At 65.0% G+C, this 12,340-nt stretch carries 11 protein-coding genes; 8 read left to right on the top strand and 3 right to left on the bottom strand.

Going from position 1 to position 12,340, the window contains the following annotated elements; genetic code table 11:
• Window positions 1-26 precede the first annotated feature (26 nt).
• Together secG and tpiA are read right to left on the bottom strand one after the other, a co-directional pair.
• Window positions 27-485 carry a preprotein translocase subunit SecG gene (gene secG / locus HJO_RS03495; RefSeq protein WP_035613528.1) on the bottom strand — a complete coding sequence of 153 codons (459 nt, stop codon included), beginning with the start codon at window positions 483-485 and terminating at the stop codon, window positions 27-29.
• Window positions 486-566: 81 nt separating this feature from the next.
• Window positions 567-1,313, bottom strand: a complete 747-nt coding sequence (gene tpiA, locus HJO_RS03490; protein ID WP_035613526.1) for a triose-phosphate isomerase — start codon at window positions 1,311-1,313, stop codon at window positions 567-569.
• 85 nt (window positions 1,314-1,398) lie between these two features.
• On the opposite strand from tpiA, the gene HJO_RS03485 reads away from it, so the two are divergent.
• From HJO_RS03485 to lexA, 7 genes are all read left to right on the top strand, one after another.
• Window positions 1,399-3,312 (top strand): peptidylprolyl isomerase, encoded by a 1,914-nt coding sequence (locus tag HJO_RS03485; protein WP_084141405.1) that lies wholly within the window; start codon window positions 1,399-1,401, stop codon window positions 3,310-3,312.
• A complete protein-coding gene (gene trpE / locus HJO_RS03480; RefSeq protein WP_051618106.1) occupies window positions 3,309-4,736 on the top strand; it encodes an anthranilate synthase component I in 1,428 nt (475 codons plus the stop codon). Before HJO_RS03485 ends, trpE begins: the two co-directional genes overlap by 4 nt.
• Window positions 4,733-5,302 carry an anthranilate synthase component II gene (locus tag HJO_RS03475; RefSeq protein WP_035613521.1) on the top strand — a complete coding sequence of 190 codons (570 nt, stop codon included), beginning with the start codon at window positions 4,733-4,735 and terminating at the stop codon, window positions 5,300-5,302. The genes trpE and HJO_RS03475 overlap by 4 nt, the downstream gene beginning before the upstream one ends.
• A gap of 9 nt (window positions 5,303-5,311) precedes the next feature.
• Window positions 5,312-6,073, top strand: a complete 762-nt coding sequence (locus HJO_RS03470; protein WP_035613519.1) for an alpha/beta fold hydrolase — start codon at window positions 5,312-5,314, stop codon at window positions 6,071-6,073.
• A gap of 71 nt (window positions 6,074-6,144) precedes the next feature.
• The gene (gene trpD / locus HJO_RS03465; RefSeq protein ID WP_035613517.1) at window positions 6,145-7,176 is read left to right on the top strand and encodes an anthranilate phosphoribosyltransferase; all 1,032 of its coding nucleotides are present in this window, start codon (window positions 6,145-6,147) and stop codon (window positions 7,174-7,176) included.
• A complete protein-coding gene (gene trpC, locus HJO_RS03460; protein ID WP_035613515.1) occupies window positions 7,173-7,976 on the top strand; it encodes an indole-3-glycerol phosphate synthase TrpC in 804 nt (267 codons plus the stop codon). Before trpD ends, trpC begins: the two co-directional genes overlap by 4 nt.
• Before the next feature lie 62 nt (window positions 7,977-8,038).
• Window positions 8,039-8,722: a transcriptional repressor LexA gene (gene lexA / locus HJO_RS03455; RefSeq protein WP_035613514.1), complete on the top strand. Its 684-nt coding sequence runs from the start codon at window positions 8,039-8,041 to the stop codon at window positions 8,720-8,722.
• On the opposite strand, the gene HJO_RS03450 is transcribed toward lexA, so the two are convergent.
• Window positions 8,719-10,671, bottom strand: a complete 1,953-nt coding sequence (locus HJO_RS03450; protein WP_162173764.1) for a ComEC/Rec2 family competence protein — start codon at window positions 10,669-10,671, stop codon at window positions 8,719-8,721. The two genes, lexA and HJO_RS03450, sit on opposite strands and share 4 nt — an antisense overlap.
• A gap of 181 nt (window positions 10,672-10,852) precedes the next feature.
• On the opposite strand from HJO_RS03450, the gene gltX reads away from it, so the two are divergent.
• On the top strand, window positions 10,853-12,322 hold the full coding sequence (gene gltX, locus HJO_RS03445; protein WP_035613513.1) for a glutamate--tRNA ligase: 1,470 nt from the start codon (window positions 10,853-10,855) through the stop codon (window positions 12,320-12,322).
• The last annotated feature ends 18 nt before the right edge of the window (window positions 12,323-12,340 follow it).

Here is a 12,340-nt window from a genome sequence, read left to right as displayed (position 1 = left end):
GCGAACAAAATGCCCGCGCGGCAAAATTACTGGGGATTACCCGAATCCGGCTCGGCCGGTGCGGGTGTTTCATCCGTAGTGGGCGCAGCAGGCGCAGGCTCTGCGGGCGGCGTTGCATCCGGCGTCGTGGTGCCGGTCGCGCCGCCGTCCTGGCCCTGCAGGAGCGGGGCCGACGGATCGAACAGGTCGGTCGGCGCGGTGAACCCGTCCGTGTCCTCGCTGGCGCCAAGCGCCTTTTCGACATCCGTGCGGGAATCGTCCTCGCGATTGGCGATCGATGTCAGGGTCAGGCTGGTCAGGAAGAAAATGCCGCCAAGCAGAATGGTCGTGCGCACCAGCGCGCCGGCCGCGCCGCGGCCCGACATCAGCGAGTTCCCGCCGCCGCCGCCCATGCCCAAACCGCCGCCTTCGGACTTCTGCAGCAATACCAGTCCGGTCATGACGATACAGACCAGGATATGAGCGACAAGGATGAGATTCTGCATGGTGGGCCTGGATTTCCTCAAATCAAGGGGCCCGCATATCGCCAATGTGGGCGAACGCCAAGCCTTTGGCGTCAGTCTTGATCAAATAGCTGCGTTGTAAATGGCGAGGAAGTCGTCCGCCTTCAAGCTTGCGCCGCCGATCAGGCCGCCATTGACGTTATCGATCGCCAGGATTTCCGGTGCGTTGCCGGGATTCATGCTGCCGCCGTAGAGGATCGGGACATTGGCACCGTCCGGCCCGAATTTTCCTGACAGCCAGTTCCGGATCGCACCGTGAACCTCCGCGATCTGCTCCGGGCTGGCCACCTTGCCGGTTCCGATCGCCCAGATCGGCTCGTAGGCGATCACAAAGGCGTCAGCCGACATGCCCTGCGGGATCGACCCGGAAAGCTGTTGCGTGATCCGCTCAAGGGTCTGGCCGGCTTCGCGCTCGGCCAGGCTTTCGCCGACGCAGATGATCGGGGTCAGGCCGCCCCGAACGGCCGCCGAGGCCTGCGCCGCGACGATTTCATCCGATTCGCCATGGTCGGCGCGGCGCTCCGAATGGCCGACAATGACATGGCTGGCGCCAGCATCTGCAAGCATTTCAGCGGAAATGTCGCCAGTATGGGCGCCCTTCTCGGCCGGATGGCAGGTTTCCCCGCCAATTTTCAGCGCAGAGCCGCTGGCCGCCTCGCTGGCGAGGTATACCAGTGTGGCCGGGACACACAGCAGCGCCGTAACGCCTTGATTACCATCACCAATAGCAGTCTGCACTGCTTCTACCTGCGCGAGACCGCTCCGCAGCCCGTTCATTTTCCAGTTTCCAGCGATCAACGTCCGTGACATGCAGCCATCCCCATCTTGCAAGACCAAGCAGTGTCGCCTAGCAAGCACTGAGCCATCCCGCAAATCCTAGAGAGACCGCGCCCATATGCTAGCCCTGATGAAAAGCCTGATGAATTCGATCTTCGGAAAGATCGTTATCATGATCATCATCGCCGGTATGGCGTTCTGGGGCGTCGACACGATGGTCGCCCAGATGCGCAGCGGCCTCGGCTCCGACCTTGCTGCAGCGGGCTCCAGATCGATCGACGTGACAGGGCTGGATCGCCGGGTCGAGAACCTGCTGCGCAACCTGAATGCCAATGCCGACAAGCCGATCACGAAATCCGAAGCGGTCGACCAGGGCCTCGTGGACCAGGTATTCGAGGTCGAAAAGTCGAAAATCGTCAATCTCGGCTATGCCGGCATGATCGGCGTCAAGCCATCGGCCAACGCCGTTGTCGAGCAGCTGAAGACGGTCGACGCATTCAAGAACCCGCTGACCGGCGAACTCGACCTGAACACGTACCGCGAAGTCCTCTACCAGAACCGGTTCACCAAGGAAGAATACGAGCAGCAGGTCTCCGACGACCTGACGCTGAAAACACTCAGCGATGCGGCTTCGGCAGCGATCTACCCGCCGCAGGCGCTTGCCCGGATACAGGCCCGTTTCATCGGCGAGACCCGCAACGTCTCCTGGTTCATCCTGGACGCCACCAAGGCACCAAAGCCCGAAGCACCGACCGATGACGATATCAGGGCGTTCTATGACGACAACCTCGAAGCGCTGAAGCAGCCCGAGCGGCGCGGTATCGACCTCCTGCGCATGTCTGCCGACGATTTCCTCTCGGACATCACGGTCACCGAACAGGAAATCGCGACGATTTACGAAGCCACCAAGTCGGAACGTTTCTCGGAACCTGACCAGCGGACCTTTCTTGAACTGAAATTCGCGGACCGTGACGCGGCCCGGGCAGCCTTTGGCCTGCTTGCCGGCGGCGCGGATCCGGCAAACCTGCAGGGCGTCGTGTCCCGCGAAATGAAATCCGGCACCCGGGACACGGTCACCGATCCGGCCCTGCGCGAAGCCATGTTCGGCCCCGGCAAGCAGAGCGGCGCCCTGTTCGGCCCGAAGGACGTGAGTGGCCAGTGGATGGTTGCCCGTCTCGTTTCGGTCCAGCCGGGCAATGTCTACCCGATCGAAGACGTCTCCGAAGTGATCCGTGACGAACTGGCGCGCGAACGGGCGCAGGTCCTGTTCTACGAAAAGCTCAACGACCTCGAGCGTGAAATCGCGGCAGGCTACCCGCTGAGCAAGATCGCCGACGAAGTGGGCGTGCCGATGATCAGCTTCGTGCCGGTCGATCAGACGGGCATGACCGAGGATGGCATCTCCATGATCGGCCTCACCGCCGCAGGCGATGCGTTCAGCGCTGCGTTCCAGCTGAACCCCGGCGATGTCAGCAATCGCTTCGATGGCGACGATGCCGTGTACATCACGTCGCCGCGCGAGATCATCGCGCCCTACACACCTGAATTTGAAACCCTGGCAGACGACATCCGCGAGTCGCTTGTCGCATCACGCGCGGCAACCTCCATGCAGACCTATGCCGCGTCGGTCGTCGACAAGATCAAGTCAGGCGAAACCACGCTGGCAGACGCCGCCAAGGCCGCCGGCGCGACAGTCGAAACCCCGCCCGGCCCGATCAGCCGTTCCACGGCGGAACAGAGCGGCCTGCCGTCCGCCGCCATTGCCGCAATCTTCTCGGGCCGCGAAGGCGACGTGGCCAGCTATCCCAACCGCCAGGGCGACCATTTCATGATCGTCAGCCTCGACACGATCACGCCGCCCAGCGAGGAACAGCTGGAAGTGCTCGGCTCGTCTGCCGCTGCGTCCCTCACCCAGGCACTGAAAGATGACCTTCGCGTGGCGCTTGACTACGAAGTCAGCAAGGCCACCAAGCTGAAGGTCAACGCCGGTGCGGTGAATGCCTACAAGGCATCCGTCGCAACCGATCAATGACGCCTGCCCGTCTGATCGTCCGCAGGCGCATCGGGGACATCGAGACCCCTGTCGGCGCCATGCTGAAACTGGGCACGGATGCGCCCGGCAGTTTCCTGTTCGAGTCCATCGCCGGCGGCGAACGCCTGGGCCGGTATTCCTTCATCGGGCTGGAGCCGGAGCGCTGGTTCCGCATCCAGGACGGCGTTGCCGAAGTCGCGGCCGATGCCGCGTTCAGTGACATCCTCAGCACATCCGACGAGCCTGTCGCCGCCCTGCGGGCATTCGTGAAGCAGGCACAGGCCCGGACCGATACGCCTTTGCCGCCGATGGCGTCCGGCGCGTTCGGTTATGTCGGCTATGACATGATCCAGCATGTCGAACCGGTCGCGATCACCAGCGAGGATACGCTCGGCGTGCCCGAAGCGCTGCTCGTCATCCCGCGCGTCGTCATCGTGTTCGATCACATCTACCAGGAAATCCTGCTGATCGGCCGCGTCCAGGGCGACAATGAAGCCGAGATCAATGGGCTGCTCGACGACGTCGAGGCGCGGCTTGAGCGCATGGCCATCGTCCCGCCCAAGGACCAGAAGCCGACAGAGGTCACGCTGACGTCGAACACGACCAAGGAGCGCTATTTCGAGATTGTCGAGAAGTGCCGCGACTACATCAAGGCAGGCGACATATTCCAGGTCGTGCCCAGCCAGCGGCTGTCTGCGCCCTTCACCCTGAAATCCATCAGCTATTACCGCGCGCTGCGCCGTCTTAATCCGTCGGCCTTCATGTTCCACATGAACCTCGGCACCGTGCGCCTCGTCGGCTCCAGCCCGGAAATCCTGGTCCGCCTGCGCGATGGCCGCGTTGCCATCCGGCCGCTTGCCGGGACGCGCCCCGTTTCGGGTGATCCGGTCGAGGATGCCCGCCGCGCCGAAGACCTGCTGGCCGACCCGAAGGAAATGGCCGAACACCTGATGCTGCTGGATCTTGGCCGCAATGATGTCGGCCGCGTCGCCGCTTATGGCAGTGTCGAAGTGACCGAAAGCTTCATCGTCGAGCGCTACAGCCACGTGATGCATATCGTCAGCCATGTCGAAGGCGACCTGCGCGAGGGGCTCGACGCCGTCGATGCCCTGTTCGCAGGATTCCCGGCCGGCACCGTGTCGGGCGCGCCCAAGATCCGCGCCATGCAGATCATCGACGAGATGGAATCGGCCCGGCGCGGTATCTATGGCGGCGCCGTCGGCTATTTCGGCTGGAACGGCGACCTCGATACCTGCATCGCGCTGCGCACCGCCGTCATCAAGGACGGCCAGTTGCATGTCCAGGCCGGTGGCGGCATCGTGCTCGACTCCGTGCAGCAAACCGAATTCGACGAGACCCTTCACAAGGCGGGCGCCCTCAGGCGCGCTGCCGAACTCGCCGCCACCTATGAGTTTGACCAATGATCCTCGTCGTCGACAATTATGACAGCTTTACCTGGAACCTCGTCCACTATGTTGAAGACCTTGGCGCCCGCACGAAGGTCATCCGTAACGACGAGCTGACGGTCGCCGAAGCGCTGGCACTGAAGCCTGATGCGCTCCTGCTCTCCCCCGGCCCCTGCACGCCGACCGAAGCCGGCATCTGCATCGGGCTCATCCAGGCAGCGCCTGACGACATGCCCATCCTCGGCGTCTGTCTCGGCCACCAGGCCATCGGCCAGGCCTTTGGCGGGGCGGTGATCACGGCGAAGGAAATCCGCCACGGCAAACTGTCGGAGATTCACCAGACCGGCGGCGACCTGTTCGAGGGCCTGCCCGAGCGCTACGCCGTTGTCCGCTACCATTCCCTCTCCGTGCGCGACGCCGACCTGCCGGACTGCCTCGTCGCCGACGCCTTCACCGACGACGGCGAGATCATGGCCCTGCACCACAAGACCCGCCCCATATACGGCGTCCAGTTCCACCCGGAATCAATCAAGACCGAACACGGCCATGCCCTGCTGACGAACTTCCTGAAGCGGGTCGGATAGGAGGCCGCCATGAGCGATCTGGATGCGGCGGCCGGAGCCCTGCTCGCCGACATGAAGCCGACGAGCCCCAGCGCCGCACCCGGCCAGAACTTCCTGCCGCCCAACACCCGCCGCGACATTCCGGGCGCCTTCGGCACGACGCCCGTCTGGCGCGCCGGGGAAGGTCCGCCCGCGCTGTTCGTGCACGGCTGGGACGACACGCATCGCGTCTGGCGCCGCTTCGCGCAGGATTTCCTGCAGAATACGCGGCCCGTCCTGATGATGGACCTGCCCGCCCACGGCGCATCGAAAATCGAGCCATGTACACCCGAGACTGCGGCCACCTCGGTCGCCGACGTCTGCGCCGCGGAAGGCCCGATCGATACGATCATCGCCCATTCCTTCGGCTGTGAAGCCAGCGTGCGCGCCATCGCGAACGGGGCGAACCCGGCCTATCTGGTGCTGATTGCGCCGCCGCTGCTCGACTGGGCCGACTACCAGCGCCAGAAAGGCCATGCCGACGCGGTCATCACGCGGGCGCTCGAACTCCACAGGGCCCGCACCGGCGCAGACATGACGCGGACCGATTTCCGCGCCGCGCTGGCAGATTACAAGGGCGCCGTCCTGTTTGTCGGATCGGCCGCCGACGCCAGTTCCCCGCTCGGCCTGATCCGTGACCTGGCCAGCGCCCTGCCCGGCGCGCGCCTCGTCGAGGACGAGACGCTCAGCCACCGCGACCTCGCGCTCGACCCGCGTATCCTGGCCGAGATCATCACCTTTCTCGGCTACTGAAGCCGGTTTCGCACATTGAACCCGTCGCCCAAGGCAGCTATCGGTGTCTGCCTTTAGCCGGAAGCACAGACATGACTGACACAGCCCTCACCGCCGCCATCAAGGCGATTGCCCGGCACGAGACGCTGGACGGCGATACACTCGAAGGCGCATTCAACCTGCTGCTGACCGGCGAGGCCGCGCCGGAAGAGATCGGCGCCTTTCTCACCGGCCTTGCCGTGCGCGGCGAAACCGCGGCCGAACTGGTTGCCGGTGCGCGCATCATGCGCCAGCACGCCCGCACCGTGCATGTCGACGGCCCCGTCCTCGACACGTGCGGCACAGGCGGCCTGACATGGAAAAGCCTGAACACATCGACTGCCAGCGCCCTTGTCATCGCCGCTGCGGGCGGCCGCGTCGCCAAGCACGGCAACCGGTCTGTCCCGCCGAAATCGGGGTCTGCCGATGTGCTCGAAGCACTCGGGGTCAATCTGGAATCCGACGAGCACGAGTTCCGCGCCTGCCTTGACGGTGCCGGCGTCGCCTTCATGTTCGCGCGGGCACATCACAGCGCCATGCGCCATGTTGCGCCGGTCCGCGCAAAGCTGGGCATCCGCACCATATTCAACCTGCTTGGCCCCCTGTCCAATCCGGCAGGCGCGCAATACCAGGTTCTCGGCGTCTTCGCCCCGGAATGGACGCGGCCCATGGCCGAAGCCCTGGCCGCACTCGGCACGGAAAAAGCATGGGTCGTGCACGGGATCGACGGAATCGACGAAATATCCGTCGCCGGGACCACGCATATCTGCGAGGTGGCCGGCGGCACCATCCGGGAGTTCGAATTCCATCCATCCCATGCCGGGCTCGACACGCATCCGCTCTCTCGCCTCGAGGGCAGCAGTGTCGCAGACAACGCCCTGGCAATCACCGACCTGCTGGACAGCCAGGAAGGCCCGTTCCGGGATGCCGTCCTGCTGAATGCGGCAGCCGGCCTGCACGTCTTCGGCACAGCGGCAGACCTGAAAACCGGCGTTGCGATGGCCGCCGAGGCGATCGACAGCGGCAAAGCCCGCGACACGCTGCGCCAGCTGGTGGCGCTGTCGAACGGACAGGCCCCGGCATGACCACCGCCCTCGACCACATCATTGCGTACAAGCATGACGAAGTCGCCGCGCTGAAGCGGGCGGAGACACTGGACAGCCTGACGCGCCGGGCAGAGGCGGCCGGGCCGGTCCGCGGCTTTGCCGCCGCGATGGACCGGATTGCCGCCACCGGCGAGAACGCCCTGATTTGCGAACTGAAGCGCAAGAGCCCGTCTGCGGGAGAAATCCTGCCCGGCGCCGACCCCGTCGCCATCGCCGGCGAATATGAGGCGGGTGGCGCAGCATGCCTCTCGGTCCTGACGGATGGGCCGAGCTTTGGCGGGTCGCTCGCCGACTTCACGGCCATTCGCAACGCCGTCAGCCTTCCGATGCTGCGCAAGGACTTCCTCGTCGACCCGATCCAGGTGGCCGAAGCCCGCGCTTATGGCGCCGACTGCATCCTCGTCATTCTCGCCGCCGTCGACGACTCGCTGGCCCGGGAATTGTCCGACTGCGCGACGGGGTTCGGCATGGATGTCCTGGTCGAAACCCACGATGAATCCGAACTGGCGCGCGCCCTGGAACTGCCATCGCCGCTGATCGGTATCAATAACCGCAACCTCAAGCGGATGATCACCGATCTCGCAACCACAGAGCGCCTCGCGCCGCTGGTTCCGGGCGACCGCCACATCATCGCCGAAAGCGGGATATCGACGCCGGAACACGTGCAACGACTGCGCAACGTGGGGGCGCGGCGTTTTCTGATCGGTGAAAGCCTGATGAAAGTGAACACCGGACGCGAAACTGCTGTGACCCGGTTAAGGCGCGCCCGGGTTGATTGACCCGAACCATGAACACATGTAGAACATAAGTGAACATAGATTCGGACGGAAGGAATATTCCCGTGCTGACCAGTAAACAGAGAGAGCTGCTGCTTTTCATCAACGAGCGGATCAAGGATACCGGTGTTTCCCCGTCCTTTGATGAAATGAAAGAGGCGCTCAATCTTGCGTCAAAGTCCGGTATTCACCGCCTGATCTCGGCGCTTGAAGAACGCGGATTCATCCGACGTCTGGCGCATCGGGCCCGGGCCCTTGAAGTGCTGAAATTGCCTGACTCCGCCATTCCGACGCAGAGCCTGCGCGGGCGGAAGGACTTCAAGCCGTCACTCGTATCGACCGGCAGGCCGGCCGCCATGCCCTCGGCCCGCACCATTCCGCTTGTCGGGACGATCGCGGCCGGTATTCCCATCTCGGCGATCCAGCAGGATAATGGCCACGTCAACGCGCCCGACGGGCTGAGCGAGGGCGACGAGCACTTTGCCCTCGAAGTCCAGGGTGATTCCATGATCGACGCCGGCATCCTTGAAGGCGATATCGTCGTCCTGCGCCGCACCGAAGCGGCGAATACCGGTGACATTGTCGTGGCCCTGATCGACGGCGAGGAAGCGACCCTGAAACGCCTGCGCCGCAAGGGCGCATCGGTTGCGCTGGAAGCGGCCAACCCGGCCTATGAGACGCGCATCTTCGGGCCGGACCGGGTTCAGGTCCAGGGACGGCTGGTCGCGCTTGTACGCCGCTACGACTAGGAATCCGTGCTGCAGCCCCGCCACGGGCGCCGCACACACCCGACGGATGGATCCGGTTCCAGGGTCTTGCCGGTTGCATGCGCCGTAAAGCCGCCTGCGGCCTGGATCGATGCCCAGTCATGTATGGGTGCGCAGCCATCCCGGCGCTCGGCCGGCCCGGATGTTTCCAGTGACAGGACGAGCACGACCCCTGCTTCGCAAGCCACCTGGTCCGCGCCGGATTGGCTGAGCACCACGGTGCCGACCTGTGTCCCGAACCGGCAAGTCTGGTCGCTGCACGCCGTGGCGTCGAGATTGCTGAACCGCAACGGCGCGAGGCCATCACCATCGGCAAATGCGATCCGTTCAAGCCCGCCACTTGTGGTTCGGACAAACACGTCACCCGACTGCGACCAGTGGACCACCAGCGCCGGACTGGCGACCCACAGCCAGATGCCCGGCACAGCCGCTGCCAGGCAGAGCAACAGGCGCCCCGCGCCCCGCGCAGTCGTCACCAATGCCAGCGCTGCAGCGAAGCAGGCGAGGCTGAGGCCCGGCATCGCAACCGGCATGGACAGTTTCGCCGGCGCCAGGTCGTTGCACCAATGGGCAATGGCGAGGACGATTTCGAGCGAATAGCCGAACAGGCGCAGGCCGACGTCGCCATAGCCGAACGGGGTCAGCAGCAGGGTCACTGCCGCCATCGGCGCGCTCACAAAGGTGATCACCGGCATCGCCAGCAAGTTTGCCACGAGGCCGAGCCCGGCAAGCCGGTCGAAATGGTACAGCGCGAACGGCGCGGTCGCCGCTGCCGCCACGACAGACGTCATCACCAGTGACGCCCAGGCGAACGGAACCGGCCCCAGCACCCGCTCGCGCCCCGCGCGGCGGTGAGACCAGGCCTCATAGGTCGCAATCAATGCGCCGGAGGCCGCAAACGACATCTGGAATCCCGGCGTCATCACGCTTTCAGGCTCCAGCAGGACCACAGCGATCATCGCGATCGCGAAGGACCGCATGCTTATCGCGGCCCGGTCGAACAGGACGGCACCGAACACCACGGCCGACATGATGAAGGCGCGCTGCGTCGACACGCTCGCACCGGACAGCACAAGATAGGCGAGGCTTGCCAGCAACGCCGTCGCCGCGGCCGGCTTCTGCACCGGCATGCGCAGCGCCAGCGGCTCGATCAGCACCAGTCCGCGCTGGACGAGGAAGAACACGAGGCCGCCGACAATGCCCATGTGCAGGCCGGAAATGGCGAGCAGATGCGCCAGGCCTGACCCGCGCAGGGCGTCCTGGTCCGCTTGCGCCATGAAACTGCGGTCGCCCGAGACGAGCGCAGCGGCGAACCCGCCTGCCCGCTCGCCGGCAGCCACATTGACGTGCGCGGCAAGGTTTCGCCTGAACGTCGACAGGTGGACCTTCAACTGGTTCACCCACCCCTGCGGCGCCCCCAGCGTGCCGCCCCGGCACCGCCCCTGGACATACCCGACGGCGCCCAGCTGCTGGAACCAGGCCTGGCGCTGGAAGTCATAGTCGCCCGGCAGTGTCGGCGCTGGCGGCGGCCGCAGCACCGCCCAGCACCGCACGAACCGGCCGGGCGCCACTTCCAGGCGCGCCATGTGGGTCAGGCGGACATATTTCGGGGTATCGGCCCGTGAGAACCCGGCAATTGCGTGCACGTCAATGCGCAGGCGCGGGCCTTTCGCGCCGGGCTCGACACCGGCCACCCAGCCCTCCAACATCACCGGCCGCGTCTCCGCCGCCACGGACGGCGCCGCGACCAGCGTTGTCCGGACAGCGCCTGCCGCAAGCCCCGTGACAAGCCCGAATCCCACAACCGCCAGGACATACAGGAACGTGAACGTCACGCGCCGCCGGGCAGCAATCAGCAGGCCGGTCATCACCAGCCAGCCGGCAAGACAGAGCCCGAGTGCCGGCTCGAACGGCAGCGTGAAATAGGTCACGGCCCCTGCGCACAGCGAAAAGGCGAACAAAAGCGGGCGGGAGTCGATTGACGCGATTGACCACATGCCATGCGACAGACCCAGCAGCCGCCCAGCCCACCCCTTGCTTTCGGGTGAAACCTTGTGTTTGTGCACCGCAGAAGAGATATCTGCCTGCATTTACCTGGAGCCTGCCACCCTGATGAACGTCGTCACGCGATTTGCCCCCTCTCCCACCGGCATGTTGCACATTGGAGGGGCAAGAACCGCACTTTTCAACTACTTGTTTGCCCGCCATCACGAGGGCCAGTTCCTGTTGAGGATCGAAGACACCGATCGCGCGCGCTCCACGGATGAAGCGACAGCCGCGATCATCGAGGGCATGGCCTGGCTCGGCCTGGACGCGGATGCCCCACCCCTGCTGCAATCCACGCGCGAGGCGCGCCACGCCGAAGTGGCAGCCGAGATGCTGGCGCGCGGCACGGCCTTCAAATGCTACGCGACGCAGGAAGAGCTGCAGGCGCGCCGCGATCTAGGCGAGCAGAGACGCAAGGAGGCTCGCGCCGAAGGGCTGAGCGACGATGACAGGGCCGCCCTCCTGGCAGAAGCCAACGCACTCCTGGCCCCCTACCGGTCGCCTTGGCGCGACGGGGCGCCTGCGCCCTCGCCGGATGCCCCCTACACCGTGCGCCTGCGGGCACCGGATGGCGGCGAAATGGTGGTTGAAGATGGCGTGCAGGGCACTGTGCGCGTCCAGGCCAGCGAAATCGACGACCTCATCATGCTGCGCGCCGACGGCACGCCGACCTACATGCTGGCGGTAGTGGTCGACGATCACGACATGGGTATCACACATGTGATCCGCGGCGACGACCACCTGCGCAACACGTTCCGCCAGATCCCGATCTACGAAGGGATGGGATGGGACGTGCCGGCGTTTTCCCACGTCCCGATGATCCACGGGCCCGATGGCGCCAAGCTGTCCAAGCGCCACGGCGCGCTGTCGACACTGGCCTACCGCGACATGGGGTACCTTCCCGAAGCGCTGAATGCCTACCTGCTACGCCTTGGCTGGAGCCATGGCGACCAGGAAATCTTCACACAGGACGAAGCCATCAAGGTTTTCGACGTGTCCGGCATCGGCAAGTCGCCGGCGCGACTCGACCTCGACAAGCTCGGGACGATCAATTCACATTTCCTGCGACAGGCCGACGACGAACGCCTGTTCGGCCTGCTCAAGCCCCTGCTGGAAGCATCCGCATCGCTTGATGCCCAGCAGGTACAGCGGGTCCGCGCCGGCCTGCCCCACCTGAAGAATCGCGGTGCGACCCTGCCGGAACTCGCGGCCAGCTTCGCCTTCCTCACGGTGCAGCGACCGATCAATCTCAACAAGAACGCCAGAAAGGCGCTTTCCGCAGAGGGACTTGACCGACTGCGCGGTCTGCGCGACGAACTGCAGCGCATATCGCAGTGGACGAGTGATCACGTTTCAGAAACGATCACTTCGTATTGCACTGCGCAAGACCTATCTATGGGGCAGATAGGTCAACCTCTGCGCGCCGCACTCACGGGCGGCCTTCCGGCACCGGACATCGCACCCGTGCTGGAATGGCTGGGACGCGACGAAGCGCTCGGACGGATAGATGATCAACTCGTCCAGGCTGGCCAATGAGGCGCGCCGGACGGAATA

Origin of the sequence: Hyphomonas johnsonii MHS-2, assembly GCF_000685275.1 — a bacterium.
Taxonomy (GTDB): Bacteria; Pseudomonadota; Alphaproteobacteria; order Caulobacterales; family Hyphomonadaceae; genus Hyphomonas; species Hyphomonas johnsonii.
This window is presented reverse-complemented; position numbering and strand designations above follow the sequence as displayed.

Excerpts from the sequence above, each read along its gene's own strand:
- secG (WP_035613528.1), bottom strand. The coding sequence starts at position 485 with ATGCAGAATCTCATCCTTGTCGCTCATATCCTGGTCTGTATCGTCATG.
- tpiA (WP_035613526.1), bottom strand. The coding sequence starts at position 1,313 with ATGTCACGGACGTTGATCGCTGGAAACTGGAAAATGAACGGGCTGCGG.
- HJO_RS03485 (WP_084141405.1), top strand. The coding sequence starts at position 1,399 with ATGCTAGCCCTGATGAAAAGCCTGATGAATTCGATCTTCGGAAAGATC.
- trpE (WP_051618106.1), top strand. The coding sequence starts at position 3,309 with ATGACGCCTGCCCGTCTGATCGTCCGCAGGCGCATCGGGGACATCGAG.
- HJO_RS03475 (WP_035613521.1), top strand. The coding sequence starts at position 4,733 with ATGATCCTCGTCGTCGACAATTATGACAGCTTTACCTGGAACCTCGTC.
- HJO_RS03470 (WP_035613519.1), top strand. The coding sequence starts at position 5,312 with ATGAGCGATCTGGATGCGGCGGCCGGAGCCCTGCTCGCCGACATGAAG.
- trpD (WP_035613517.1), top strand. The coding sequence starts at position 6,145 with ATGACTGACACAGCCCTCACCGCCGCCATCAAGGCGATTGCCCGGCAC.
- trpC (WP_035613515.1), top strand. The coding sequence starts at position 7,173 with ATGACCACCGCCCTCGACCACATCATTGCGTACAAGCATGACGAAGTC.
- gltX (WP_035613513.1), top strand. The coding sequence starts at position 10,853 with ATGAACGTCGTCACGCGATTTGCCCCCTCTCCCACCGGCATGTTGCAC.